This is a genomic window from Shewanella sp. MF08487 (genome assembly GCF_050848685.1).
GTDB classification, from domain to species: Bacteria; Pseudomonadota; Gammaproteobacteria; order Enterobacterales; family Shewanellaceae; genus Shewanella; species Shewanella glacialipiscicola.
Genome location: NZ_JBOZPB010000024.1, coordinates 1 through 25,651 on the forward strand (window position 1 = coordinate 1; position 25,651 = coordinate 25,651).

27 protein-coding genes are annotated in these 25,651 nt (G+C 44.5%); 3 read left to right on the forward strand and 24 right to left on the reverse strand.

What is annotated here, in order from left to right; genetic code table 11:
• Positions 1-114: 114 nt before the first annotated feature.
• From ACRN9H_RS15385 to ACRN9H_RS15395, 3 genes are read right to left on the reverse strand one after another with little or no spacing between them, the layout of a single operon-like run.
• Positions 115-243, reverse strand: coding sequence for a hypothetical protein (locus ACRN9H_RS15385; RefSeq protein WP_432314951.1), 129 nt, complete (start codon positions 241-243; stop codon positions 115-117).
• Between the two features lie 2 nt (positions 244-245).
• Complete coding sequence (locus ACRN9H_RS15390) at positions 246-710, reverse strand: metal-dependent hydrolase (RefSeq protein ID WP_037429945.1); 465 nt, start codon at positions 708-710, stop codon at positions 246-248.
• On the reverse strand, positions 707-1,321 hold the full coding sequence (locus tag ACRN9H_RS15395) for a hypothetical protein (protein WP_259216092.1): 615 nt from the start codon (positions 1,319-1,321) through the stop codon (positions 707-709). The genes ACRN9H_RS15390 and ACRN9H_RS15395 overlap by 4 nt, the downstream gene beginning before the upstream one ends.
• Positions 1,322-1,609: 288 nt before the next feature.
• On the opposite strand from ACRN9H_RS15395, the gene ACRN9H_RS15400 reads away from it, so the two are divergent.
• Entirely contained in the window at positions 1,610-2,263 is a 654-nt protein-coding gene (locus ACRN9H_RS15400; protein ID WP_432314953.1) for a hypothetical protein, read from the forward strand.
• Between the two features lie 65 nt (positions 2,264-2,328).
• Here ACRN9H_RS15400 and ACRN9H_RS15405 read toward each other — a convergent pair whose 3' ends face one another.
• The 17 genes from ACRN9H_RS15405 to ACRN9H_RS15485 all read right to left on the reverse strand — a co-directional run bounded on the left by ACRN9H_RS15405 (position 2,329) and on the right by ACRN9H_RS15485 (position 16,758).
• A complete protein-coding gene (locus tag ACRN9H_RS15405) occupies positions 2,329-2,829 on the reverse strand; it encodes a hypothetical protein (protein ID WP_226060185.1) in 501 nt (166 codons plus the stop codon).
• Between the two features lie 91 nt (positions 2,830-2,920).
• Positions 2,921-3,358: a hypothetical protein gene (locus ACRN9H_RS15410; RefSeq protein ID WP_037429953.1), complete on the reverse strand. Its 438-nt coding sequence runs from the start codon at positions 3,356-3,358 to the stop codon at positions 2,921-2,923.
• Between the two features lie 69 nt (positions 3,359-3,427).
• Positions 3,428-3,652: a 2Fe-2S iron-sulfur cluster-binding protein gene (locus tag ACRN9H_RS15415; RefSeq protein ID WP_037429954.1), complete on the reverse strand. Its 225-nt coding sequence runs from the start codon at positions 3,650-3,652 to the stop codon at positions 3,428-3,430.
• Between the two features lie 512 nt (positions 3,653-4,164).
• Complete coding sequence (locus ACRN9H_RS15420) at positions 4,165-4,593, reverse strand: hypothetical protein (protein WP_432314954.1); 429 nt, start codon at positions 4,591-4,593, stop codon at positions 4,165-4,167.
• 101 nt (positions 4,594-4,694) lie between these two features.
• The gene (locus tag ACRN9H_RS15425) at positions 4,695-6,068 is read right to left on the reverse strand and encodes a DNA cytosine methyltransferase (protein WP_432314956.1); all 1,374 of its coding nucleotides are present in this window, start codon (positions 6,066-6,068) and stop codon (positions 4,695-4,697) included.
• 128 nt (positions 6,069-6,196) lie between these two features.
• On the reverse strand, positions 6,197-6,484 hold the full coding sequence (locus ACRN9H_RS15430; protein WP_140907540.1) for a hypothetical protein: 288 nt from the start codon (positions 6,482-6,484) through the stop codon (positions 6,197-6,199).
• 121 nt (positions 6,485-6,605) lie between these two features.
• Positions 6,606-7,040 (reverse strand): hypothetical protein, encoded by a 435-nt coding sequence (locus ACRN9H_RS15435; protein WP_011711533.1) that lies wholly within the window; start codon positions 7,038-7,040, stop codon positions 6,606-6,608.
• Positions 7,041-7,151: 111 nt separating this feature from the next.
• Entirely contained in the window at positions 7,152-7,517 is a 366-nt protein-coding gene (locus ACRN9H_RS15440) for a hypothetical protein (RefSeq protein ID WP_011711534.1), read from the reverse strand.
• A 506-nt stretch (positions 7,518-8,023) separates the two neighbouring features.
• Positions 8,024-8,455, reverse strand: coding sequence for a hypothetical protein (locus ACRN9H_RS15445; protein WP_088212894.1), 432 nt, complete (start codon positions 8,453-8,455; stop codon positions 8,024-8,026).
• Between the two features lie 327 nt (positions 8,456-8,782).
• On the reverse strand, positions 8,783-9,085 hold the full coding sequence (locus ACRN9H_RS15450; RefSeq protein WP_140907539.1) for a hypothetical protein: 303 nt from the start codon (positions 9,083-9,085) through the stop codon (positions 8,783-8,785).
• Between the two features lie 145 nt (positions 9,086-9,230).
• Positions 9,231-10,250 carry a toprim domain-containing protein gene (locus ACRN9H_RS15455; protein WP_224022287.1) on the reverse strand — a complete coding sequence of 340 codons (1,020 nt, stop codon included), beginning with the start codon at positions 10,248-10,250 and terminating at the stop codon, positions 9,231-9,233.
• A 189-nt stretch (positions 10,251-10,439) separates the two neighbouring features.
• The gene (locus tag ACRN9H_RS15460) at positions 10,440-12,179 is read right to left on the reverse strand and encodes a hypothetical protein (protein WP_432314959.1); all 1,740 of its coding nucleotides are present in this window, start codon (positions 12,177-12,179) and stop codon (positions 10,440-10,442) included.
• Between the two features lie 82 nt (positions 12,180-12,261).
• Entirely contained in the window at positions 12,262-13,236 is a 975-nt protein-coding gene (locus ACRN9H_RS15465; protein ID WP_011711538.1) for an AAA family ATPase, read from the reverse strand.
• Between the two features lie 96 nt (positions 13,237-13,332).
• Positions 13,333-14,400 carry a DUF3150 domain-containing protein gene (locus tag ACRN9H_RS15470; protein WP_259216099.1) on the reverse strand — a complete coding sequence of 356 codons (1,068 nt, stop codon included), beginning with the start codon at positions 14,398-14,400 and terminating at the stop codon, positions 13,333-13,335.
• A 178-nt stretch (positions 14,401-14,578) separates the two neighbouring features.
• On the reverse strand, positions 14,579-14,974 hold the full coding sequence (locus ACRN9H_RS15475; protein WP_259216100.1) for a hypothetical protein: 396 nt from the start codon (positions 14,972-14,974) through the stop codon (positions 14,579-14,581).
• 344 nt (positions 14,975-15,318) lie between these two features.
• Positions 15,319-15,534, reverse strand: a complete 216-nt coding sequence (locus ACRN9H_RS15480) for a hypothetical protein (protein ID WP_259216101.1) — start codon at positions 15,532-15,534, stop codon at positions 15,319-15,321.
• Positions 15,535-15,543: 9 nt separating this feature from the next.
• Positions 15,544-16,758: an RNA-guided endonuclease InsQ/TnpB family protein gene (locus ACRN9H_RS15485; protein ID WP_014610911.1), complete on the reverse strand. Its 1,215-nt coding sequence runs from the start codon at positions 16,756-16,758 to the stop codon at positions 15,544-15,546.
• A 24-nt stretch (positions 16,759-16,782) separates the two neighbouring features.
• Here ACRN9H_RS15485 and tnpA point away from each other — a divergent pair, with 24 nt between their 5' ends.
• A complete protein-coding gene (gene tnpA, locus ACRN9H_RS15490; protein WP_036932744.1) occupies positions 16,783-17,196 on the forward strand; it encodes an IS200/IS605 family transposase in 414 nt (137 codons plus the stop codon).
• On the opposite strand, the gene ACRN9H_RS15495 is transcribed toward tnpA, so the two are convergent.
• From ACRN9H_RS15495 to ACRN9H_RS15505, 3 genes are all read right to left on the reverse strand, one after another.
• The gene (locus tag ACRN9H_RS15495) at positions 17,193-17,315 is read right to left on the reverse strand and encodes a hypothetical protein (protein ID WP_432314961.1); all 123 of its coding nucleotides are present in this window, start codon (positions 17,313-17,315) and stop codon (positions 17,193-17,195) included. The two genes, tnpA and ACRN9H_RS15495, sit on opposite strands and share 4 nt — an antisense overlap.
• Positions 17,316-17,628: 313 nt before the next feature.
• Positions 17,629-18,000 (reverse strand): hypothetical protein, encoded by a 372-nt coding sequence (locus tag ACRN9H_RS15500; protein ID WP_037426830.1) that lies wholly within the window; start codon positions 17,998-18,000, stop codon positions 17,629-17,631.
• Positions 18,001-18,516: 516 nt separating this feature from the next.
• Entirely contained in the window at positions 18,517-20,316 is a 1,800-nt protein-coding gene (locus tag ACRN9H_RS15505) for an ATP-dependent helicase (RefSeq protein WP_263148820.1), read from the reverse strand.
• A 150-nt stretch (positions 20,317-20,466) separates the two neighbouring features.
• Between ACRN9H_RS15505 and ACRN9H_RS15510 the strand changes: the two genes are divergently transcribed.
• Positions 20,467-21,306, forward strand: a complete 840-nt coding sequence (locus ACRN9H_RS15510; RefSeq protein ID WP_263201690.1) for a hypothetical protein — start codon at positions 20,467-20,469, stop codon at positions 21,304-21,306.
• A gap of 48 nt (positions 21,307-21,354) precedes the next feature.
• Here ACRN9H_RS15510 and traN read toward each other — a convergent pair whose 3' ends face one another.
• On the reverse strand, positions 21,355-25,650 hold the full coding sequence (gene traN / locus ACRN9H_RS15515) for a conjugal transfer protein TraN (protein ID WP_432314963.1): 4,296 nt from the start codon (positions 25,648-25,650) through the stop codon (positions 21,355-21,357).
• Position 25,651: the final 1 nt, after the last annotated feature.

The following is a 25,651-nucleotide window of genomic DNA, read 5'->3' on the forward strand; positions in this document are numbered from 1 at the left end:
GCAGTTTCGAGTTTAATCGCTGCGCTATATCGAGCACGTTTACTTTTATTCATTTTGTCACCTAAATTCGCTATGAATGAGATCATAACATTTCTTATTAGGTGGCCAAATTCACTATGCCACTACATTGACATCTTTTGGCGTCGCAGAATCAACAATCTCAGAAAGTCTTGAATCTCTGAGAGTTTTCTCTTCGCGAGCTCTAAACATCATCACTACGTTTTGCGCACCAGAACTTCCCATCTTCAATACATCCATCTTAAAAATAAAATAATACCAACACTTGCTACTACTGCATGATTTAGCCCAATTCGTTGCGCTCTACCCAATGGCCAAAATGGTCTAATTCCGGCCGGAGTCACCGCGTCCCCAAGCAAATGACTTAAATAGCCAATGACTAGGGCTTGCGATGCGATAGAGTCAGCTTGATGGCTGGCTAAAAGCCAGACCATTAGCCCAACAGCCCACAATGAGTGAGTGATACCACGATGTGAGAAGAGCGAAAGAATCGTTGATATTGGTTTAATCCTTCTTCCCAATTTCGACTCAGGATGATCTATGTCAGGTAATAACGACGCTATCGCCACCACGGGTAACATCAAACACGCATCTACAACACCGATTACTGTCTCAGGGGCATAGGAGTTGACGATAGCAGCGTAAACGCCCCAACAACCCACTCCTAGGCCCACATGAGCAGCATATCTCATTGGGTCACAACTTCCGCAGCTGTCACATTTCCCACAGTCGGAGAAGGTTTCACTAACGCTTCAACTTCTGAATAGGCCTTTTGCGAGCGCTCGTCAAAGCTGCGCTCGTTTAGTTCAATCATACGCTCCAGCTTGTCGTAAGGCAGGTGTAACAGCATATACACTACGTACAGCCCGTTATCGACGCGAACTTGGGTGTTAACGTGGTTATAGCCAACGACTTTTGCACGATTTACTAGCTTAACAATTGTTTCATCATTCAACTGATTAGTGCGACCATTGCGCACTTCAGTGTTTTGACGCTCACGACCAGAAACTTCCTGCGATACTGTCTTAGCAATCGCGTATTCCGCATTTAAGTTCGCAATATTGCGAGCGGCCATCAAGTTATCAGCACGGCCCATTGCCGTCGCGTAAACGCCATCACCATTCGAAGCAGGAGGGTTTAAGAACCATTCAGGCGCCTCTTCAATAGCGTCGTTCATTTGTTCATTTTTTTGTTCTACTAGCTCTTGTTGTGCTTCGACATAATCAGAAACAGGGTTTGAGCTGCAAGCAGACAGAGCTAAAACAGATAATGCTACGGTTGTTAATTTGTGTTGAGTTTTCATCTAGTAATTCCTTGTTTGTTAAAGTTTACGACCAGAATCATTTCATCACAGTTCTAAAACGTGGCAAATTTTGCTGCATTATCTTGTTAAATCAGTTGGTTATAATATTATTTTTACAAACTTGGTGACGTGCATCAAAAAAATATCTACCCAATAACGAGAATAATACAGGATAACAAAAAATTGGGTAGATATTTTTTGTTAAAACTTGGTCAGTGCTTCTAAATTTGCGAAAAAAATTTTCTGTGAGATAAAGTTCACATAACAAATTTACATCTTGAGGTATGCATGTCGCGCATTACGATTCACCCACTATTTTCCGAATTGGCAGTGGAGTTAGGCTGCAACAGTGCGCCGAGTCGTTTGGTGTTCTTGGAGGTTCATTTAAGATTGATTGGTCTCGCGCCAGAACAGGTCAACAAAGAGCATTTAAAGCAACTGATTAAGCTCCTATTTGACGAAGAGATTAACCTGCACCCTCACCATTCAGACTTGGCCTTAGTCTCAATACCAGGCATTGCAGAGCCATACCCAATACTCACTGCTCGAGGCTACAACCGGTTGTATAAATCGGATAAAGCTGGGGAATTCCGCGTCAAAGCCATTTCCAAAGGGGAAGAGTTCACTACAGCTAACATTGATGCCATGAGCAAGCCTGAGCAATATCACGTTGCGCACAATGCGGAACTGGAAGGGTTTGCCGCCGTGTACAGTGATAATAGCAATCTGCTGTTAACGGGGGTTATTTCAGTGGATGAAGTAGAAGATGTGCTCCACCGATTCCACCGCTGCAGTTTGTCGTTGGCAGAAGTCGGCGCAGGCCTCGCGTTTAATCGCTTATTCAAGGTCAATCGTGCATTTAAAATGTCACCCGCCACCAGCGCCTTTGCGGGTTGGTTTTCGATGGCAAGAGCCGCGTTAAAGACCGTTTATTCAAATTAACTAGCCAAAAAATCCAAAAAAAAACGACGAAGGGATGCCGTAGCATTCCAACGTCGTTTTACACTTTAGTGCAGATCTTGCTTGATTAAATCCACCATCAGTTTATTGCCTGCATACTGAAAATAATCGAGCCAACCTGCCACTGAAAACGATTCAAAACTGGGAGTGTTCCATAGTCCCCAGATATTTAAATCGCATCCACGCTTAATAATATCCTCCAACTGACCGTGCGGTTTCCGGTGAACAATATTAAGCATTTTTTCAATTGAGATCGGTTCTATCGATGATTTCCCGTCATCAATTGAGATTAAATAAGGGCTTGTGGGGTAACCTGCATTGTGCCAAAAGCTCACATATACAGGGTTTACGCCAAGTCCCACAGGGATTAACACCGAACCGCCTTCGCGCAGCTGCCACAAGAACTGCTTGATACCTTTGTCAGCAAACCTTGTAAGCGTTTCGAGATCGACCTTTAAATCATCTTTATAGACAATCGGCAGGTTTAATCGATTCGATTCAGATGTCATAGAAGCGAAAACAGTATTAATTTCTGATTCGTAATTCATGGTGCTCACTCCAAAATTTAAATGGGTGAACGCCCTAGGGTCGTTTCACCCTAGGGTCTTTGTAACGGCGTAACCGTTTTACATTGTTAAGTTAAAAAATCGAGATTATCGAGATTGCAAAACCTATGGTGCCAAGAACAAGACCTATTGCGCCCATTCGCATAGAAATACGAATGTTTAAGTCTTGATGATCCCAAAAATGTTTGAAAATCTCTAACTGCGTCGAATCAGTCACCTTTAAATTGACAGGATTAGTATGCAGCTTTAATCCCAACTGCTGAATCCCGTCGTAATCTATCGCTATCTGATTCTTCGTTAGTGAAAGATTTCCCGAATTACCCATTGCATAGCGCAGGATCCAGAACCCATTGTCGAGGTTTTGGATCGTAACTGGCTTTTTACGCATAAATCGCTTAGTAAGCACTTGACGGCGAGAAGGACTACTGACGATGTTATAATTGCACATTCGAACAATCCCCATACCACCTTCGTCTTCCTCTGTTAATCGAATAACTTTATCTACTTGCATAACTCACTCCGAATGGATTAAGAGTGAGCAACCCACAAGGGTGATTGCTCACCCAAGGGGTAATAGAAATTAAACTTCTAAGGTCACGTCAGTATGTGCTATTGCACAACACACAAGCACATGACCGGCTTTGACGCTAACTGGCTCTTCTTTATAGCTTACAACTCCATTAACTAATTTGGTGCTGCAAGCCCCGCAGTAACCGCTTCGGCATTCAGTAAAAACAGAAATACCTTTAACTTCAAGCTGCAAAAGAAGAGTGGAGTTATTATCTGACTCAATTGATATAAGCATGACTTGCTCCTTTTAAAGTAAGCCACACCCGTCGGGTAAGGTCTTACCCGATAGTTATTAATCGTGACTAAAGATCGTTGATGAAACAGATGTGCCGGTTGTATTCCGATTGGTACGTAAGCTCGTCAGGGGCGTTGACGTAAACCACGTCCCCTTCGGTGTAAGTGCATAACATGAGAGATTGAGGGTTAACCCATAATCCTTGGTACTCGTCGCAATACTTCCGCTCCCATCCACTCTTAAGTGAGGACTCAAAGTTTAATGAGCCGCCGAACGGCCAGAAATCTCTGACCATCGTAGACCCATACATACTTAACTCCGGTTTTGCTCTGCCCTTTTGGATACGCTTCTTAATGAGTCGGCGTAACCATCGTTTCTGAGCAATCTCCTTACTTGAGATATATTTCTGACCTGTTTTTCTGAACCAATACAGGTCGCCATCGATACTTTTTAACGACTCATTCAGTTCGTTAATGTTTAACAATGACGTTTTCTTGTTTGCATGAGAGTTATTAAACATGTGCTAATCTCCCTGCGTTTTGACCGAAGCTCACAATCCCGTTCCAGCTAACTTCTTCAGTGAGTGGCAATGGAATGGCTTGAGGTTTCGAAGACATTGCATAGCAGAACTCAATAAGCCCGATGTCATCACGGCTAATTGACTTCAATGACGTTGGTTTTGCTTTCGCAACACGGAAGCCCCAGAAGCACAAATTCATGAGTTCTAGTTCATCCTGAATCTCAAACGGAAGTAGGTTCCCTTCGAGTTTCACGGTCTCAACAGCTGCAAGTCTCACGTCGCCTGATTGTTTTATCTCATATAAACCAATGTGATAAACATAGAGCTTAGGGCGACGGTCAATTTCAATCCCCTGTAAAGTGGCATAGGCCACGATTTTTTTAGTGCTTGTTTCCCAGGCACCTACTACTAAATTTTCCATATCTCACTCCAAATTTAAAAAATGCCCGTAAGGCATAAACAAAAAAAGGGGGAGTTATGGCCCGGAGGGGCAAACTCACCCCCAAGGGTTAAATTTTGATGTTAAGCTGCAACTGCAGTATTAACGGTATTGGTTAAAAGCGTTGTTCCTACTGATTGCATCAAGTCTTTAAAAGCAGGGTATATCACCGATTGCCCAAGGATTTGATGCGCCAGTGTGTCAGACAATCCCTGAATGACTTCAACGGGGATCCCCTTCACGCGGCAATGCTCAACCGGTGTGAACAATCTTGATAACGCGGAGTCAACGGGATTGATGATGAATGGCTCAGTGCTACGGCATTTCGCGTAGTCCTTGCCTATCACACCACAGCCATCGGAATCTGCTGTCAATAACTGACGAGCAAACCCCTTACCTGCCGCTTTATCGCGCTCTTCCTTCGCCGCCAGATAATCAAACGGCTTGTACCTGTCGCTGTCGTCCGGCACCGCATCCAAAATATGCCCTAGATTGGGCTCTGGAAAGCGAGAAGGCATAAGTGAATAGATGTCAAACTCTGACATATCAATTCCCGACGACACAGCGACAACGGCTAAGCGTTTACGACGTTCTAAAACCCAGCGGCCACCATCTAATGTGGTTTCGTGGAGGTTGTACCCCAACGAACCCAGCACAGACCTGATGACTGTCATTGATGAAGTATTGGCGTATTCGACCACATTTTCTATCAAGATAATCGCCGGATTTAACACTTGCGCGAACTGAAGAAACGAGAAGAACAAAGCGCCTGCCGAATCGTGAGATTCTGCGAACTGGAGCTTCAGTTTACTTCGACCGCTTTTTGATGCGCCGACGCAAGGGATACCTCCTACTAGCACATCGACCTCCATATTGCATTGCTGCAAGTTCACATCTTGAACCGGAGACTCAATCACAATAGAACTGCTATCCCACAACTCTGGATTGTTGGTCAGGCTCGAATCGAGGTACTGGGACTCTAGCTCAACAGCGACAGCTATTTTGCTGGAGATCCCCGCCGACTCTAATCCATGATGGACAGCCTTATCTAACACGCCACCGCCATGGAATAACGAGGCCACTTTCAATGACTCACCATTTTGCAGGCGTGACATTAATCGTGATTCCCGACTCTTAACCCGCTCAGATTGATGATGCGCTGAGATAATGATTACCCCTGCTTTAATCAACACTCTGAGTTTGCTAATGCCTTCAAAAACCTCTGTAATCGCTTTACAGGTTAAATCGATAATGGGTGTGATATTACCGTTTTTACTGCGACGGCTTACGGTGTACTTACCCTGTTCATCTGCCGCTAAGCGGATTTCATTTCCGTTTGCGTGAATAGTGTAATTTCGACCTGCATCCCACCCTTCTCGTGATAGCTTGGAACCCTCGACCCACACGCGAGCGCGGCCTTTGGAATCTCCAATTTTAGTATTAATGATTGTTGCCATGTGACTCACTCCATAAATGCCCGTAAGGCATAAAACAAAAAAGGGTGAGCTATGGCCCTAGGGGACATTACTCACCCCAAGGGTTAAATTTTGATGTTAACCTGCAATGGCAGCATTAACTGTCTAGGTTAAATTGCTAGTGAAGCTAAAAAGCGGTATATCGCGCTAAAGACGATAGATATAACTGCCACTTTGAGGATGTAATTGAAGTTGAAACTTGCCTTAACAAGCTGATTCAATAGCACATACGAATTAACGACCCCAATTAAAACGATTAAATCCTCTTTGGTTGCATTAAAAAGCAGTACATATCCAAAAAGCCCAGTTATTAAAAAAGAAGCATCGAGAATCGCAAAAAAACGCTGCTCTCGACGATCTATAATCTCGCTTTTACTGCCACCTTCTAATTTACTCATAGCGTGTCCTCACTACTGATTAAAGGTACACGCAGCCCAAAGGCACTTGTGTACCCTTGGGGGTTAAATATCGACTACAAAGGCTCTTTCACTAAGCGGCGCTGGGCTCGCTTGAAAGGTGTCAAACCATTGTTGTTTCGAATTTACGCATTTCGGCTTGAATCAATTTAAGATTTTCATAAATCGAAGCGGCTAATAATGCAGTGCGGGAGGCATTCTGATGAAACTCCAATATCCTGTCTTGATTGACCACCTTCTCTGCATCTTGAAGATGCTCCGAAGATGCCCAATTCATAAGGGATATGTAATCATCAAAGTCTGCTCTCATTATGATGTTGTTCAGGTTCTGGATTGAATTAACTAATCCAAAACCTGTCAGGTTTTCTATATCATCTACAACGATGACTTGAGACCCTTTTACATAAAGGATGTCTTCCATCCCCTTGTAAAACAGCACGATTGTTTGACGCTTTTGGTTTATCAATACGTCCAAATGTGGTGCCGTCAAAGCCACAAGTTGTTTTGCTTCTTTGAAACTGATTTTCTGTAATTGCATGACTCACTCCAAAATTTTAGAAATGCCCGTAAGGCATTAAAATAAAAGGGTGAGTCTGCCCCATGGGGACAAAACTCACCCCCAAGGGTTTAAAAATCAAATTCGTTAAGGTTACAGCACTTCCTGTACTCGCAAATAGAGGTCTCTAACGCGATTTTTAGGTATGGTGCCGATGATCACTTGTTTGCCATCTTTGACAAAGTATTCCGGTGTCACAGGAACCCAGCGAGTTCTTCCGAGGCAAAATTTTGTATCTTTGTCTAATTTTTCCATCTCGTGACTTCTAAAAGTGAGCTCTCCCCGGTGGTTTTCGTCCACTCGTTGACTTGTGCCGTAAGCCAAGCGCAACTGTGTACCAGACGGGTCTGCATCAACAACTAAAACAGGACGGAATTTGGGGCCTGGCCGATTAGGATGTTCATCCGAAGGGAACCAGGCAAATAGAATGACCCCAACTAGGGCCGTAGGGTTACTCATAGGAACCTCGACCTAGTTGTAGGAAATAATTTGATTGAATTATGGTTTGCTGAATACCCCATTTCTCGCGAAGAAATCCTCAATGGACTCTCCTGCGATCGATGGCGAACAGTCACTCTGCATTCCTGCTGAAACGAAACGTAGAACCAATTGCTCAGTTGTAATACCGAGCTGAGAAGCTTTGGCCTCCAATTCAGCAAGAAGAGTGTCACGATCATCAAATCGAATTGTGATTGATGGCATGTTAGATACTCGTATAAAAAGTTTACTTGAGCATCGTAGCACGTTCTGTTGTAACATGAATATTCTCCTGTGGAACAACTAAACATAATTAGCTAACTCAAAAGATTCTTGAGCCATTTTCAGTGAAGTGGCATCAATCACCCTTGCTGAGTTCTCACCATCACAAATGAATTTTTTCATAGCGGATACCTATAAAGTTAATTAAAGGGAATCCGCCCTAGGGCAAAATTCCCTAGGGATGGTTAATCTATGTTGATTTATATTTATGCGGCTTCTCGAATGTAAGCACCAGAAGTCCAAGCGCTTGTCGCGATTCGGACTTCATATTGCTCACTTAACTCATCGAAAAGTTTTGTACTTGCAGAAGCATGATGGAAAAGAGCCAAAGGATTAAATTCCCAAGGTTCTGACCAATTCGCTTCTTTGATTTGTACGCTGATAGCGATGTAGCTACACCAGCTGGTTAACAGCACTTTATAAAAGCCGTTTTCAGCGATAATTTCTCCATCTCTAGTGCGAACATTAAATGTTGGCTCAGTGAATGATTTCGGTAAAAGAGACTGAACTGTCTTTTTTACGTTCTCAATAAACCACTGAGTCTCGTCGTGCAACTCCCAAGGTTCCCAAGCTTCATCAAATGGTAATTCGATATGTACGGTACTTGCGTTTGCTAGACAAAAATGACCTGCGCCCATAACTCACTCCTAAAAATTAATTAGTAAAAAAGTAAAATGGTGCGCAGGCCTTGAGGCTATGCACACCTCAAGGGTTTTTGCTTTAAGCGGTACTTAAAGCATTGTTAGACCTTAACGTAGGTTCGACGGGCTTTCGCCAATACATGACCGCAGTACAAGAATCATCAAGTACATTAGTCATGCAAAATCCAACTGTATTTAAAGTAGTCGATTTACGACGGTCTTAAACAAGGTTGGAAGGGTTGCTCGGTTAGCACTGAGGCCGTTACCGAGTAGTCATCAAAGTTGGCCACTCGGTAACGGCCCCGCGTTGGCAGGGCTTTGGAATTAACTATCAAAGGGAACCCTGATAGTGATACCTGCGGGGGGTGACTTCCGGCTAAGAACGTATCCAAGCACTTCACCGCAATCGGTGTGAGAGCTTGTGATCATTCGCTCACCGTCTGTCTCAATGAACCGCCATACGCTACAGGATTCCTCCTTTTTCACGCTGGGGTGCAGGTAGTTTTTTCCGTTGATGTGGATTTCTTCTCCTGTAGATTTCTTGCTCGGTTTCGGCTGAAACTCAAGGAAAAAGCTCACTTCATCAACGTAGTTCGTTGGGCAGTTTGGAAAGCCGTTTTGACTCATATTCACTCCATTAGTTTATAGAGTGAGGGCTTCCCATTGAGGGCTTTCGCCCTCGCTGTGTGTGGTATTTAGGTGTTCATCTCAAAGTAGACTGTTATTAATCCACTTTAAAATGAACACCTTTTGTAAGGTATTCATTTACGACTCAAGCCGCTGTCGGTTTTGATAGTTGATTGTATTCATCAAGCCAATCAATGCCTTTCGAACCCGCTGGTATTGCTTGCTTGGGGAAAAATACCCGAGCCTCAACACCATGCGATTCTAACCGCTTCCTGAGATTTTCCGCTGCCGCCTGACCTGCGCCAGAAACGTCTTTATCAGCAAAAATGCTGACTCGTTTTACACTCGATGGAATGTGAACAGCTTCTAACAATCTATCGCTGTAACACGCCCACGTCGGTAAACCGGACATCTCTCGCACTGCCAGAGCAGTCTCAATGCCTTCAGCAACAGCCAAGTGTTCCCCAGGATGATAATCAAGGCGGATAGCTCCACCTCTTATATCACCTGGTGGCGACATAATTTTTTTTACGTCTTCCACATTGGCCTTATTACCTTCGGGTGTCAGGTAGATCCGGTGCAATGTCAGGGGCTTGCCTTCTTTATCGAAATAAACGCCTAACATCGCTGGAGTCCAGCTTTTCACCAATTTCCCATCGACATTGCTGACGTTCAGACACGATTTAATACCGCGCAGTGTATTGGGTAAGTCAGATACATCTAAACCGCGTTTAGACAGATAAGCCTTCACATAATCAGCTTCCATTGCGAGAACGGATTTTGACCACACCTTGCGTAATGACTCGGTTCGTTTTGCAACATCTTCAGGAGGTAATGTGTACTCGGCAGGTTTGCTAGAACCCGATGCCACGTACTCAGAATCTAATTTCAGATTAGCCAAACGACTGATTTCATCGCAGGCCTTCATCTTCGGTAGATCAAGTACGTATGCCACCGTATCTATCACATCCATGTAACCAACCCCGTTGAGGTAAGTTGAACCATTGGATGCAATTCGAAACACGGTTGTCCCACTCCCCGTCCGAGGATCAGGTACTTGAGATGGTTTCTTGCGTAGCGCTTCGCTGAGCGCCGGAATTTTGCCGTAAATATCTAACGGATTAACGCTAGACCGAATAGCTTGGATTTTTTGTATTGCGTCCATAAATGCTCCTTTACTCAGGGGATCTTTGATACCCACTAACTAGAGAACGCATCAAAGATCCCCCGAGGGAAATCTAGGACGAACACACAGAGAGAGCGATTGCAGGGAAGCAATCAAACTGCGTATTCATGCGCTAAATGGCGCACTTCTCCCTAGAGGGGAAGTACGCCCCTCTAGGGATTTAAAGTGTTAAATGTGTTGCTTAAGCAACTGCATTAACTGTTTCGGTAACTCGTTGACGTGGTCGATACAGGCTACTTTAAGGTCTTTAAAACCAGTAAACCTTACGTCCACCTGACCAATGATGACAGGCAAAACCACAACGCCATGCTGAGCTAACCAATCGAGAGAACCAACCACTTCCTGCGGAACGTCCGGTTGACCATCGGTAATCACAAACATCACCTTTTTTTGCGATGACTGTAAAATGAGCTTGCTGCCCATTTCCATCATCGCACTTCCAGTACTTGTGCCGCCGAGCTCTACATATGGCAAAACCGAAGGTGTCTTCTTCAGAGCAAAACCTTTTAGCTCCAGATAAAAATCACCAAACAACGATAATGACGTCAAAACACCACTCTGTTTTTCAAGAGCCTGTGTCATTGCCATTGCCGCCTTTGTTGCTACATAAGAGCGGTGTGTGTCGTCCCACGGATACCCCATAGAACCTGAAGCATCAAGCAACACACCAACTGAAAGGTTTGCCGCAATATCACGACGGATATTTTTAGCGCCAGGATTCCCCAGAAAAGCATCGACCAACCGATCCTCGTCTAACTCCCCAAACTGCGTCACGCCGGATAATTTCATGTTTCGTTGTCGGAACATGACCTTAACAGCATTGGCGACAGCGCCATTCACCTGCAGATTTGCCGCAGGGAAAACATTGCTTGGATTACCACGCAGCAACTCCTGCACTGTGTAAGGAACGACTTTGATTGGTTCAGGAACACGAGAATAGTTACTCATATCTTGCTGATATCGGTGAGCCTCTAACAGTTTGCCAACGTCCAAGTCCTCGAAGGATTGCTCCAAATCGATTTCATTGAACCCTTTGCTATTGCTAAGAGCCTTCCCGCTAGTATTGCCGTTGCTTTTACCTTCAGCGTCACCTTCAGCGTCACCTTCAGCATCACCTTCAGCATCACCTTCAGCGTCACCTTCAGCGTCACCTTCAGCATCACCTTCAGCATCACCTTCAGCATCACCTTCAGCATCACCTTCAGCATCACCTTCAGCATCACCTTCAGCTTCACCTTCAGCTTCACCTTCAGCTTCACCTTCAGCTTCACCTTCAGCTTCACCTTCAGCTTCACCTTCAGCTTCAGCTTCTTGCTGATTAGCCTGTTGCATTGCCGCAAGCTCTAACAGAAGGTTTTCTGCCAACTCACGCACTTCTAAGGTGTCTTTCGCCGTTTGTGCAAGCTGTGCGTATTTCAAACACAACTTATCAAGCTCCAGTGTTACCCAATCAAATCCAGCTAATGCTGGTTTGATCGCAGTAATCCCGTTTTCAAGGTTTCCGACTAGAAGTACGTAATACAAAATGTCGTCGAGACAGTTTGTAAACTCACGCTTGGTAATGATGTCTACCAATATTCTTCGGCTTGATTGATAAGACTGTATTGCGCCAGGAAATTCCCTGATATTGCGCAAGTCGATTCTTATGTCCTCAAGCACGTTGATTGCGTTTTTCAACGCTGTACTGGTCTGCTGCATGACGTTTCCGATTGCACTGAAGTTGGTGTGATTGAGATGGGCCGACTCGTGAAGTAACGAGCAAACCATCTGATCCCACGGGCCAACCCCAATGACAATTCTTTTACCGTTGGTGTAAGAACTGCCACCAGCAATCGTGACGTTAACGCCTTTGCGAGTTAACGCATTCGACAGCATCGAGAATGACGCTTGTTCAGTATTTCTTTTCATTTCTCACTCCAATTGCACCCGTAAGGTACAAAAAAATGGGGTGAGAAAGCCCTTGGGGGCGTACTCACCCCCAAGGGTTAAATTAAGCATTCGCAGCTGTTAGCGATTGCGTAAACATTTCAGCTAAATGCAGCTTGCCCAACTCATTAAGCGCTAGACGCTCTTCAGGAGTTGAAGCGGCTGTAAACACAATCTCAAACACCTCCTGCATCGTGAAGTCAGGCAACAACTCCCACATTACCGCCCAATCAACTAAAACACGAGTTGATAGTGCTGATTGAATGCAGTGCTGAGAATTGCCGTTGACAGCATCGGTGTTCATCGCATCACGTACCGTTTTGGCAAATTTCGCCATCGCAAGACGAATACGATAAGACAGCTTAGTCATATCACCGAGAATATCTGTATCCACAGAAATTGCTGGATATTCAAAGCCAATCCAAAGGAAGCGACGTTTAACCGCCTCGTCCATATCGGATGAAATCGAACCGTAACGGCCAGACATGTCGGCTATACCTGGGGTCTGACACGTTGCAATTACTCTAAAGAGCGGGTGAGGATTTACCACCTCGCCAGTTTTCTCAATCGCAAGAGGTTTGCCCTCGAGGATTGGGTGAAGACTAGCTAGCAGGTCGAATGAGCCTTTATCCAGCTCGTCCAGCAACAGAATACCGCCTTCGCGATACGCTTTGACCACCACGCTCTCTTCAAAAACGGTTTCACCATTTTTGATACCAATGTTGCCCTTCAGCGTTTCGGGGCGCATGGTTTCACTCACGGATACTCGGTGCAGAGATAAGCCAAGAGAAGCCGCAAGAAACGCGACAAACTCCGTTTTACCCGTACCTGTTTCGCCATAACAAGCCAGTGACATGTTACGGCTCTTTCCGAACATCCAAGTCAGCGCAATGAGCAAATTACGCTCGTTTGGTCTGTACTTGGGGTTCACTTTTGGCACGTTAGCCATACCTTCAAAAACAGCGACCATTTTACCGCTTAAAGTTGGGCATAATGGGAATACTGTTGCACCGGATACTTGTTTAGCTTTAATAGACATAACTCACTCCAAAATTTTAGAAATGCCCGTAAGGCATTAAAATAAAAGGGTGAGTCTGCCCCATGGGGACAAAACTCACCCCCAAGGGTTTAAAAATTAATTAAAAAACGCAGCAAAAGCGGCATCTAACTCGGCACTTAATTCCGAGTGCTCCACTTCTTCAGTCACTTTTGCCGTTGTAACTTCCGTTTCACCACTGTCTTCTGTGGATCCGCGTAACGCATGTAGCAACTGAGCGACATCTTCATCAATCTCAGCCATAGGCTCGTTAACAATTTCAGGCTCAACCATCGCTTCCAAGCCTAGTTCGTCGTATGACGTTAACAGAGTTTCAAGCGCGGTTTTGTTGCTTAATGACGTTAGTAACAGCCGTAACAAACCTAACGATTTGCTATCCAGTTGCCCATTCTTAGGGAACGAGTTGCGCATCTCATTGAGACATGCCGCAAGTCCGACCCAAGTATCAGAAAGAAAACTGAAGTTCGCCGCCTTTGCTTCCATATCAGCAAGGAATGAAATTGCCCTTTGACCAATCACGTCGCCGCGACCAATCTTATTCAACACATCCTCTGACAAATCCGCAAATTCTTGAAGCAGCTTTTTATCCAAGTGAGTATCAGCAGCAGCCGATTCATCATCGGACATAGAACCGATAACGATAGACATTGGTGGGCTCATGCTCATATAGAAGCGTGATTCCACGTCACTGACAGTAGGCGCATCACGGCGAATGAATCTTGCCGCTTCAGGATGTGCCGCACACTGGTTATCCAGCAGCTCTTCGTAATCTTTCACGAAGGCTTCTGCTTCCTCATTAAAAGCACGCTGAATTGCTTCAAAGCGAATTTTTAAGGTATCGAACTCACTCTCAGGGACTAACCACCCACCCCAAACAGGAATGCCAGCAGTATCCATGAGTCGCTTAGCTCTCATGTAATATTTACTGACGAATTTAAGGGCTGATTTATCAACCAAGAACTTACGAGGCTTCTCTGTGACTTCTGACACGTCCCCACCTTGATCATCAAATACCTTTGATGATTTCTCTGACTTCTTGCCCGAAAAGGACGAGAAATCTAAAGACAGATGGAGACCTTTTTGGCCTTGCAATGAAGCAATTTTGGCCTGACGTGCAGCGATGTTACCTGCGGTATTAAATTTCATGACTCACTCCAAATATGCCCGTTAGGCATAAAAAAAGGGTGAGTCTGCCCCGGGGGGACAAAACTCACCCCAAGGGTTAATAAATTGATTTGTTCACCAGCTGCAGCAGTCAAACTCCGTTGGCGTTTTATGGCTCGGATTCTACTGATGCAATTGGATATGCTGGAGCGATACTGACTCAAAATAGTGCCAATGATTCGCCCCAAGAAATAGTCTGCCAAACGCCTTCGCCATTTCGCAATTGCGATTGCTGCTTAGTGCGTTTTTTAGACCAAGTTTCGTTGTTGAGCTTTATTCTGGCATTGACGATTTCAACTGGGTCAACGACGTCTAAGACACCATCCCTCATTAAATCACAATCTAAACCAGCATAACGACAAGCAACTAGAAACTGCTCTGAAAACACCCAGTCAAGAATGTCTTCCGCTTCAGTCACCGAATCTCTCAGTAACTCCAGATTTGCAGAAATGATTCCGTCCCAAAAAGCGCGACATTGTTCAGCGCTCCAATCAACAGATTCATGAATGCCTAATTCACCCAACGATTTCTCGCGGGTTTGATATTTTTTAGCCATACCCACTCCAAATAAATAAGTTGCGGGTACGGCCCTTTAGTGGGCAGAACCCACAAGGGAAAAAATGCTTAACGCAGCATCAAAGCGCCCTTTCGGGAGATTGTGATGGTCAAACTAGATGCTCTAGTAGACGCACCACAACCAAACAACAACTCGGCAATTAAATTCCAGTTTCGCGTAGGCGATTGGAATACTGATGTTCAGCGCTTAATTGGGAGTTGTTGTGAGGAAGCATGGAGTGGTACTAAGCAAAATAGGCTTGAAAAAACCCACTTTGGTTAGTTGTGCCAATCAGCACCGGCACTGATTGGCTGACACGTCCGTAAGACGGTCTTACTAGCCGGTTAGATAACACCTAGAGTTTCCTCTGGTGACAGAATGTTTTGAGATTTTGCCCAAACGGATAAACGCTCAGCCAGTTCGCCATGATCACTGCTGCTCACATCAAAACCAACCTTGCTTGATGTAATAGCAACACATTTTTCAGACGCGGTAACGAGCACATTCAGATCAGAATGAACAACTCCCACTAAACGCTGCGCGTTTTGAAGGAGTTTCAAAAAGAAAGCCTAAGCTACCTTTTTAGGCTGGTTCCCAGCCTGAATACCTAACGCCCAGTTTAAGTTAACTTGCGCACTGGCTACATCACGGGGCTTCTCACAACCACATTCGCATGAGTGCCAGCGGTCTGCTAAGGATTTCTTCTTCTTAGCTCCGCAGTCTGGACAGGTTTGACTTGGCTTAACTTGCTTTGTTGGTACCTCAACAAATTCGCTACTAGCTTCTTCCGCTTTGTATCGCAGCAAATTAAGAGTCATGGCTGGCGCGGTGTTCAGAATTTCCCGATTCAGACCAGCCTTTTGTTTCACCATTTTTCCGTTTTTCTCGACAGTACCTTTGGCACTGCGAGTCATGTTCTTAACGGTGAGTTTTTCGGTGGCGATCAATGCCGCCACTTCAACTAATTTTGCAGTTTCTTTATGAGTAAAATCGAGTCTTTGACGGGCGATTTTCTGGTGGAGTTTGGCAATTTGATGCTTTAATTTTCGCTGGGTGCGAGTGCCTTTTTTCGCTAACGCGAGGTCACGTTGTAAAGAGGTTAATCGCTCTTTGCTGTTTCTGAGGTAACGGGGGTTTTCGACTTGCTCAAAATTACCATCCTGATCGATAGTCGAAAAGTAATGAGAAACACCCCAATCCAAGCCAACAGCTTTAGTGCCACAGTTTCTCTCAATGGTGTCATACTCCATTGAAACTGAAATGAACCACTCACCATTCTTTCGGATGATTTCGGCAGTTTTCGGCTTGCCTCCTGTGTTTCTAGCTTTACCTCGGATCTTAACGATACCAACATCAGCCAAATAAACAGCACCATGCTTTTTTTCTTTCAGGTTGAGCTTCCAACCATCACCATGAGCCTTGTAGCCCCAACCTTTAAAGCGTTGAAATGGTTTAAAACGTGGGAATCCAGCTTTCTTATCACCTTTTTTGAGCCGTCTAAAAAAACCGTCAAAAGCCAGTGCAACACGTTTTAATGTGACTTGCTCACTCTGAGCATTAGCATTGAAAATGCCATGCGCTTTACGATTATTACGCCACAGAGTGTTGATTTTGCACTGTTCGTGAAAGTTAAGACTGTAATTAGAATCACGATATGTTTCGATGCGATCACGTAAAGCCCAGTTGTACAACTGGTGATGGTGGACAAACAAATCCATCAGCGATTCTTCTTGAGAAACTGATGGTTTCATTTTATATGTAACTTTACGGATTGCTTTTTTCATAACAACTAATTATATTTAGTTGTTATGAAAAAACAAGCCCTAAACACGCTGTATCACAGCGTTTATAATATTCACTATCATTTAGTTCTTGTAACTAAATATCGTCATCGCTGTATCACGCCAGAGGTTGCCGCGTACTTAGAATCTCAGTACAAAAGGTTGTTAAAATCTTGGGATTGTGAGCTTTTGGAGTGCAATGGTGAGCCAGATCACCTTCACCTTTTAATTTCTGCTAATCCCAAGATGCAACCAAGTAAAATGGTGAACAGTTTAAAAACTGCTACATCAAGACTTGTGCGAAAGGAGTTTTCCGAACACTTGGGTGAGTTTTACTGGAAGCCAGTTTTTTACAGCAGAAGTTATTGTCTGGTTAGTTGCGGAGGTGCGCCACTTGAAATCGTGAAGCAATATTTAGCTCAGCAGGAAGGATTTGATTAAAGCCACCACTTCGTGGTGGTGCGCCTTTCACCACCACCTAAATTAACTCGCTTTGGCTCATTAGATTTAGATGGAGCACTTGGCGCTATTGGGTAGAAAATCGCAGATAGTGTAGACATAAGTAAAATTCCTGTTTATAGAGTGTCGCTAGTGCTGTCTATTGCGAAAGAGCATTAGTGACACCCCATAAACAGTCCTAGAGGACGCTTAAGTGATGTCGATTTACAGTGGTTAATTTGGCATTACCAAACTAGGCCCAATCTCTCTAATACAGGTCTAACTAAAAACAGATAGATAGTCATAAAACCCATAAAGATTGCCGCAAATACGATAGCGTCCATAGTCTCACTCCAGTTTTAATAAAATAAAAAAGAAAAGGGGTGAGAACGCCTTTTAGGGCAATTCATCACCCCAAAAAGGTAGGTTTGTTAATCAATGTAACAAGTTGAATAGATTCCGTTTGGCCAAGCGTGTACGTGCGCCAGAGTCAAGCAAGGCATACGTAAAACTGTCTTGAAGCTCTAAAGGGAGTCGATTCATTAGTTCTTTAAATGTCGCAACCATCTCTGATTTCAAAGATTCAGCCGCAGATAAATAAAGGGTCCCACACAACTCACCAGCTAAATCAGCATGGAATTTGGCGTTTTTTTGAATTTTTGAATTGACATCACGAAACGGAGAATCGTTAAGCAAGGCAATCTGAGCTGAAGCAGTTTGAATCTCGCCTTCAGCGTCACAAAGTGTGATTTTTTGATTAAGGGTGATCTGATGCAGAACACTCTCGGCCGAAAAAATACTATTCATAGTTCACTCCAATAATTAAAAATTGGGTGAACAATCCCTGTGGGGGAATATTCACCCACAAGGGAAGATATTTAGAAAATCTAAACATCTGGTTTCAGGTCGCTAATCTGAATTGAGTCTGAGTCCGAGGCTAACGGAGACTTTTGGTTGCTGCGTAGCAACACCTTTTGAACTAAACGCCGAATCTATCTAACTGAATTTTTCAGTGATAGATTTTTCGTAAAGAAATGGAAAGCTGATATTCAGCGAGCCAGACGTTTAGGTGGGAGGTTCGGTTGCGCAATTGCACTAGGAAATCGTTATTTCCTAGTGAAACTGGAGGTAAATCAGAAATAGCTAAAGCCACCGATACGAAAGCCATGAACAGGTGTGTACATCATGGCCCTGAAAAGAATGCCTACTGAAAAGTAGAACACTTAGAAAGGCGAAGGTCATCCGCCTGCTTACACATTATTTTAATTTCGTAAGCTTGTCAATCTGTGTTTATCGGTGTTACAACAATTAGACTTTTCCACCTTATGCGGCGTCAAAATCGTCGTCATCGTCTTCATATCCAGACTCCAGCTCTACAACCCTTTCATTGTTAACCTCGTACAGAAACTCACTGGGCTCACTGGTGTAACTCATAGTGAGCGACGAGATAGCGCGAGTCATGGCCACATACATTAATCGACGTTCTTCCGCTATCTTACCCCCTGCTAACGCCTCTTTGCTCGGGATGGTTCCTGTGTCGCTCCCCACTATCCACACGTTGTCGAACTGCAAACCTTTTGAAGAGTGCATAGTGATCAATGACAGCTTAGGTGCGGCCTCTTCTGATTGGTCTTTGCGCTTTTTGCTGTCTAACGAAGACTTCAGTTGCGCAATACTTTCGCCCAGGCTCTCCCAGTGACGTCCAGCAATGACATCACCGACGACTTGAGCATGTTTTTGGTCGCGCTTATCGAGGTGTATGACTAACAATTTAACGATAGATTGCATGTAGGTTCGCTTCGCATCCTCACGCCCTGCTGGTATGTCATGCCAGCCTTCAGCTAATGAGTGGAACTTTTGCAGGTCAGCATGATGACCAATCTCCGCATGTTTAAGGCCGCCAAAGGTCGTTTTCGCCGTCCGGCATAAACCTATAATTCTTGCCGTTTCCGCCTCTGGCACTGACAAAGCCGCCAAAGCCCGATGTAGGGTATGGTCATCATGTTTGCCTGAAATCACAGAGGCAATTTGAATCAAGCTGTAGGGTGCAACGCCATCAAAAAACGACTTACCGCCGCGTCGATTGTACTCAATGCCATGACCCTGAATAACCGTTTCAACGCGGTCAAGGATGGCATTGTTCCTCGCAATTACTGCCCACGTATGAGGCTCTTTGCTCACCGCATCTAAAATCCTGTTAAGCTGGTTATCCATCGTGCCAGACTTAATGATTTTGACAGTCCCTTGCTCTTCCCTAACCGCATTCATCGGCTTATCAATCCTATCGGGGTTATTGAACTTAATCAGCATCCCCGCTCGATTCAGGATTTCCTTTGAGCATCTAAAGCAGTCTCTCAGCACGTAAGCATCTGCGTTAAACTCTGACTGAAAGGCCACCATATTGTCGTATCCTTGACCACCCCTGAACGAGTAGATAGCTTGATCGTCATCACCAACGACCACCAGCTTTTTACCAAGCAGCGCGTGTTCTCGTAGCCACATGTATTGCAGTGCATCGGTATCTTGAAATTCGTCTACCAGAATATGCGTAGCCGACACAGGGGGGATTTCCCTTTGCGCCAGCCAGCTCACGGACAGTTGGCATACGACGTTAAAATCCGTCTTGCCCTGCTTAATAAGCATATCTTTGTAAAGCTCGTACAAAGCAACTTCTGTGTCACTATACTCTTTTGACAGATCTTGGCTTCGGCCCATTTCATCAAACAGCCTAACAACGTCCGGCACCTTAAATCTGAACTTATCAATGAGGTCTAAATGGTCAGCTTCATTGAGCACCGACTTAACGAACAGCATTAACTCATTGGCCATTAATAACCGGCGATTAAGTTTGCCGCGAGTCATCGCTAACGCAGTTGAATGAAAGGTACTGATAGTTACCCGTTCCATAGCTCGTGGGGTAAGGGCGTGAAGCATTCGCTCAGTGAGCTCAACACGAGCCGCATCCGTGAAGGTGAGTAAATGGACAGAATAGGCGCCATCTCTGGACAGTAAACGCTTAGTCAGCTCTACCAAAACATAGGTTTTGCCGCTTCCAGGTAATGCACAAACAAGGGTATTGTCGTCACGCTCGATGACTAACCCCTGATCTTTTGTTGAGCCCATTTAAACTTCACCATTAAATTTATGTGTTGTCCGAATGATAATTTTCACAGGCAAAACAATCAACCTTTAACCACTCATATTATATTTCAAGAAATTTGCCAAGTATTAAGCCTGTGTTAACATTGTTGGTAATTCTATCAGGAGTTCACCATGAAAAAGACCTACTCACTTGCCGCTGTTCTTGCTTGCACCGCATTGTTCTCTGGTTGCGCGTCAACACCAACTGACAAATCAGCACCTAAAACAGTCTCTCAACTCGATATTAAATCTGATGATTCTTTTGCATTTAAAGTTTTCAAGTTGGGTCATGGGGGGCATGGAAACATCAAAGACAAAATTGTTTCTGATGCTGAATGGGAGAAAATTAACGGTTCTAGCGGCTCGGTTGTCGCAATGAACGCGGCAGCTGGCGCAGCTGGCTTAGGTGTGATTTCTGGTTCCGGCCTATCTGGTGGCCTATTAAATGCGGGTCTATTTTTCTTAGGTTCAGGGGAGATCCCACCTTTACCAACATTTATGTTTTATCAAATTGTGCCAGCAGAACAGATGGAACAAGCAAAAGGTGACTTAATCAAAGCCTACTTGCCAGATGGTCAGAAATTTGAACTCACAGCTGGAGTTGATGGCAGAACTGTAGTGCTGGTTGATTCGAATTATTCAGATTTACCATTACCCCAATTCAAAGGTAAATTTGCGGCATTGAGCATTTCTACAACTACCTTGCTTAGTGGGGCTGAATTGAAATCATTGCTGAATATTGGTGATGGAAGCGGTAGTTATGCGATTTTAAAGTTAGGCATTGGTTCTTGTTACCAAGTTGAGAGCAGCAAGTTATTAGCTCAGACCTTTGAATATCCATCCTACTTTTATATGCCACCAAAGGCACCTAATTCACGCAAAACCTGTGAGTCTGTTGATAAATCATTGACTGATTATCCATATATCATTGACGTTAATACCAAAACTCAGCGCTTCTTCGTCAAAATGTAATCTTATCCCCGCAACCATTTAACAAAATACTTGCGGGGTTTTGTCACTTTAGATTGGGCAAGATGGTGGTCTTGGGAAACCAGAACAATCTAGGTTAGTAGCAGGGGAAGCGTTTTCAAACGCTTCTCTAACTTTTACACCAGTATCCACCCCTAACTGATTTTTAATCCTGTCATCGGCGCTGTCTCGCGCATCGTGGTTAACTATGGCATCTTCACCCGTTTTTTCCATGTCAGGCTCAGGGAACATACCAGATTCAGTCATTAACCCCACCCACTCGCTGAAGTCTACTTTTCCTAGGTCGATATTCGATAATTCGTCTAGGGTTAATCCACGACACATTTCGTTGTCATGCCATGACACTGGATTATGGCCAAGTTGAACTATCACCTGCTCCATGATAATTCGAGCTAAGGTACTCTTGAAACAGCAATACTCGTTGTGCGCCTTATCAGTACATATCCCTAATGTCTTTTTACAAGGGACCTTGCGGACAAAGAAGCACTTGCGCTCTTTCAGCTCGGTCCCCATTTTCAGCTCTTCCTCGTCACATGCCGTTAGAATCGTATAAAGCAATTTGAGCATGTTATAAATGGTGTAAAGCATCATCACGAAAGAAAGCGCTGCTATGAGGTTACTTACAACACCTTCCATAGCCTGTGCGCCAGCACCTTCTGCTAAAGCACCTGATTGCTCTTTGGCTACTTCAACCCCTAGCGCTTCAGCCCCAGAAACTATAGCTTCCTGCATCGCCTGCGGCATGACATCATAAACCCACTGGTAGATTTGAGTTTTTACCGTATCGATTGAGGTAGCCAAATCCGTAAAAAAGTCAGTAACAACGGATCCAGCTTCTCCTGATACGGTAGTTGTCGCATTACCTGCTGTAGCAGTAGCTTCAGACGAAAAGGATTTACCTAGATAATCCCATGCACCTTTTGCAGCCTCCGTCGCTGGTTTAGTTGAGTCAGATACCCAATCGACGGCATCATTCCAACCACTTTTTACCATGCTCCAGCCTTTTTTGGCATATTCCCCGCCTAAATACTCATTCACCCACGCGTTCTCACTGGACACTGCGTTTTGCCCAGCTTTAAAGGTCATTAATGACAGTTTAAATAAGTTGGATGTGGTATCGGTGCCTTTGGTGGAGCAGCAGTCATTTACCTTGAGTTGATCCCAACTACATTGCTCAACACTGCCGACGAACACTTGGCAGGTATCAGGATTAGTTGGGTCAGTACATGATGATCCGTTATCTAACTCGTTAATCGCCGCATACATCGCCGCGGTTTGAACAAAGTCTGTATTGGTCTCTTTAGCTTTTGTCTCGCAATTTCCATCAACGCAAGATGCATCAGTGAAACAAGTATTATTCTCCACGGTTTCGGTTTTAGTTATGACCGAACCGCTTTCGCAGCGATACGTGACATCCCAACCAAAACAGGTATTCGTTGCTGAATCTAGCCAACCTTCCGCACACGTAGAGGATTCAATACTGCACTTTTCATCTGAAGTGTACTGGGTACATTGGTCACCCATTGTGCGAATGTCAGAATAACCAACTGAACCACCATTAAGCGGTAATCGATTTCCCTTGAGAGGATCACACACATAATCTTCCATATGTGCGTACATGCAAGGGGTAAGACCATCATCACCCTCATATAAGGGGTCTAAGTTGACCAGTGCAAACATATCCTTGGTTTTTTCTAGTGCGTCGAGCACTTGTTGATCCGAGGTAATATCACGAAGCACTTCCCAATGAGCCAGATAGAGTGGCGCATTCGCACGTTTGGTCCAATCCTGTGAGGTATTCCCTCGACCAATGATAATTCGACGCTGCTTTAATGAGTCAAAGCTTCCACCATACATCTGCTTAGCGTTAAATATCTGACCATTTTCATTGTAAAACCGAGATGTCAGACCATTGTTAATTTTTACAGCGAAGACAGACCATTTGTTCCTCTTGGGTAAGACGTTTACAAACTCTGTCCCGTACATTCCTGGGCCACTATAGATACTGTGGGTTTGGAATCCGATGCCTTCTTTACACACCCATAGACCGTCATCGTTTTTATTATCGCCCTCGGAGTCAGTGGTGCCAACTATGTTACCGCAGTTTGAATTAGTCCCATTTGCCAAACTTGGTTCAAAATCCCTACGCATAACCATTAATACTACGTCATTTGCCCCGGAAACTGCCTGAACACCCGGAGCTCCTTCAATATCCGATAGATTCAGAACACCACCGTTGTTGATTAACTCTGAATCTAACCGAGCATCGCATTTCCAATCAGAAGCCGTACAAAAACTGTCAGGCGTTGACAACGAAGCCTCGCATCCTTCAGGCGACTCAACAATGTCCTCAACCCAGTTAGCAAGCAAATCCTGATCAAAATTGAGAGTGATACTGGTATATCCTTCCCCCAGATGTTTTACGGATAGCATCTGCTCGACAGTCAGTGTGCGATTCTTTGCCAATGCTTTTTGAAACGGCACAGTCACATCAATGGGGGTCGCGGCGATGGTATTACCCACATCGGAACAAGACTGCCCATCGAGTGGGAACGTCGAAGATTGATTCAGAATTGTGTCGTTAACTGACAATTTAAAATAATCGTCGTACCTCGATTTTCCGATAGTCGCGGAAACAATGTTTATTCCGTCAAGCAATCTGAACGATGTTGCATTGCGATAAACTTTACACGTACCGTCTTCATTGTCCGGCAGAGCATTATTAGTTTCATCACCCAAAATTATTGAAATACAGCGCTTACCGCAATAGCCAAACCCACTTCCAAAAATTTTATTCTCGTTAGGTGGCGTTAAGATTCGTTCTCTATTACAGCTTGAAAGATTGTTTCTGTTTGGCTTGAAGCATTCTTGAATCGTATTTTTAACCAGTGAGTCATCGATAGTAGTTTTGGTGACAGTATCAGTCGAACAATCTCCGAAAAATTGTCCTCCACTACCATTAAGAATGTTTTGCTGTTCCTGTGATCCAGATTTAAGGAATGAAGCATCCTTTCCAATAGTGTGTGGCGGGTTCTTGTTTTGAGCATCAAGCAAGGTTAGATAAGCATTGGCACTATGATCTTGCGCATCATTCGTTTCATCTTGATTTGCCCCAACAACGGGCTCTGACTTTCCATAAGCCGTGTTTCGCTCAACGGCCTCTTTAATCGATTTTTGTTGCGCCTTTTCGTCCTGATAAGTACCTGTTGCAGATACGTTGTAACCGTTATTGGAGTCAAGCCCGAGCATATCAGCATTGGTCATATTAGATGTGGTCATATCTGTTTGACCAACATTCCGGTAATTAAGCTTAATATTGTTAGTTGTACCTCCTGGCAGCTCAATGGCGCCTACCGCGGATTTGCCAAAATCGCGGCCCATCTGCATAAAGTAATCAGGATCTGATAAGTTTCCCTTCGCCGTAATACAGGTATTGCTGTAGGGATCTAACTCTTTTCCTGCTGGGCAGCTGGTTACTGTACCTGACGTGCTCACGCATGAGCCATTCTTATACGACGTTCCTGCTGGGCAGCTCGGGGCCGTCCCAGGTGAACACTGACCGCCATCTTGGTAATAGCCGGACGGACAACTTACCGTAGACGGGGTTGTTTGCACTTTCACACAGTTGTCATCACCGGCAGGGGTGTAACCCGTTGGACAGGTGGAGACCGTACCTTCGTAAAGAGTGCGCTTACAAGTAGATTCATTCTGCTTTTGCCAGCTTTGGTCAGGCAGTGACACAGTGACTGTCTCGTCTTTTTTACAGAGTCCGAGGTCTACATAGGTCTGGGGACAGATTTGCTCAACCTTTTCAGAGGCTCCGCCCTCATTTGGACACGTTTTTCCCAATGGAGTTTGTAGCTTAAAACAGATCCCATTGCTATATGTCGTGTACCCACTGGGGCAATTCGCTAATGAGGATGCGCTTTGCCTTGCAGAGCAATAATTGGGATACAGTGGGTCTTGATAATTCCACGATTGCTGGATATCGAGCCAGTTAGTCCCAGTGGGGCAACTGTTAATCGTTGTCCGGGACTCATTTTTGGCGCATGTTTGTAAGCCATCAACAGTGGTGACGGAATAACCAGCTGTAGGGCATGTCACTACTGGCGCTGCATAGGTGTACTTAACACAAGTGCCATTTGAATAGCTCCACCCTGTTGGGCAGGAATACTGAAGAGATACTGGCAATGGGAGATCTGCAAATGCAGGGCTACTTGTGAGAAATAGCGCCAGAAAACTCATAGTTAAAATATTGAATAAGTAAATGCTTCCTATTCCGTAAGAGATTGCCTTTTCCCACCACGTAACCAGTTTATCTTCCATT

Coding starts and splice junctions, on each gene's coding strand:
- ACRN9H_RS15385 (WP_432314951.1), bottom strand. CDS start 243: ATGGGAAGTTCTGGTGCGCAAAACGTAGTGATGATGTTTAGAGCTCGC.
- ACRN9H_RS15390 (WP_037429945.1), bottom strand. CDS start 710: ATGAGATATGCTGCTCATGTGGGCCTAGGAGTGGGTTGTTGGGGCGTT.
- ACRN9H_RS15395 (WP_259216092.1), bottom strand. CDS start 1,321: ATGAAAACTCAACACAAATTAACAACCGTAGCATTATCTGTTTTAGCT.
- ACRN9H_RS15400 (WP_432314953.1), top strand. CDS start 1,610: ATGTCGCGCATTACGATTCACCCACTATTTTCCGAATTGGCAGTGGAG.
- ACRN9H_RS15405 (WP_226060185.1), bottom strand. CDS start 2,829: ATGAATTACGAATCAGAAATTAATACTGTTTTCGCTTCTATGACATCT.
- ACRN9H_RS15410 (WP_037429953.1), bottom strand. CDS start 3,358: ATGCAAGTAGATAAAGTTATTCGATTAACAGAGGAAGACGAAGGTGGT.
- ACRN9H_RS15415 (WP_037429954.1), bottom strand. CDS start 3,652: ATGCTTATATCAATTGAGTCAGATAATAACTCCACTCTTCTTTTGCAG.
- ACRN9H_RS15420 (WP_432314954.1), bottom strand. CDS start 4,593: ATGGAAAATTTAGTAGTAGGTGCCTGGGAAACAAGCACTAAAAAAATC.
- ACRN9H_RS15425 (WP_432314956.1), bottom strand. CDS start 6,068: ATGGCAACAATCATTAATACTAAAATTGGAGATTCCAAAGGCCGCGCT.
- ACRN9H_RS15430 (WP_140907540.1), bottom strand. CDS start 6,484: ATGAGTAAATTAGAAGGTGGCAGTAAAAGCGAGATTATAGATCGTCGA.
- ACRN9H_RS15435 (WP_011711533.1), bottom strand. CDS start 7,040: ATGCAATTACAGAAAATCAGTTTCAAAGAAGCAAAACAACTTGTGGCT.
- ACRN9H_RS15440 (WP_011711534.1), bottom strand. CDS start 7,517: ATGAGTAACCCTACGGCCCTAGTTGGGGTCATTCTATTTGCCTGGTTC.
- ACRN9H_RS15445 (WP_088212894.1), bottom strand. CDS start 8,455: ATGGGCGCAGGTCATTTTTGTCTAGCAAACGCAAGTACCGTACATATC.
- ACRN9H_RS15450 (WP_140907539.1), bottom strand. CDS start 9,085: ATGAGTCAAAACGGCTTTCCAAACTGCCCAACGAACTACGTTGATGAA.
- ACRN9H_RS15455 (WP_224022287.1), bottom strand. CDS start 10,250: ATGGACGCAATACAAAAAATCCAAGCTATTCGGTCTAGCGTTAATCCG.
- ACRN9H_RS15460 (WP_432314959.1), bottom strand. CDS start 12,179: ATGAAAAGAAATACTGAACAAGCGTCATTCTCGATGCTGTCGAATGCG.
- ACRN9H_RS15465 (WP_011711538.1), bottom strand. CDS start 13,236: ATGTCTATTAAAGCTAAACAAGTATCCGGTGCAACAGTATTCCCATTA.
- ACRN9H_RS15470 (WP_259216099.1), bottom strand. CDS start 14,400: ATGAAATTTAATACCGCAGGTAACATCGCTGCACGTCAGGCCAAAATT.
- ACRN9H_RS15475 (WP_259216100.1), bottom strand. CDS start 14,974: ATGGCTAAAAAATATCAAACCCGCGAGAAATCGTTGGGTGAATTAGGC.
- ACRN9H_RS15485 (WP_014610911.1), bottom strand. CDS start 16,758: ATGAAAAAAGCAATCCGTAAAGTTACATATAAAATGAAACCATCAGTT.
- tnpA (WP_036932744.1), top strand. CDS start 16,783: ATGAAAAAACAAGCCCTAAACACGCTGTATCACAGCGTTTATAATATT.
- ACRN9H_RS15495 (WP_432314961.1), bottom strand. CDS start 17,315: ATGTCTACACTATCTGCGATTTTCTACCCAATAGCGCCAAGTGCTCCA.
- ACRN9H_RS15500 (WP_037426830.1), bottom strand. CDS start 18,000: ATGAATAGTATTTTTTCGGCCGAGAGTGTTCTGCATCAGATCACCCTT.
- ACRN9H_RS15505 (WP_263148820.1), bottom strand. CDS start 20,316: ATGGGCTCAACAAAAGATCAGGGGTTAGTCATCGAGCGTGACGACAAT.
- ACRN9H_RS15510 (WP_263201690.1), top strand. CDS start 20,467: ATGAAAAAGACCTACTCACTTGCCGCTGTTCTTGCTTGCACCGCATTG.
- traN (WP_432314963.1), bottom strand. CDS start 25,650: ATGGAAGATAAACTGGTTACGTGGTGGGAAAAGGCAATCTCTTACGGA.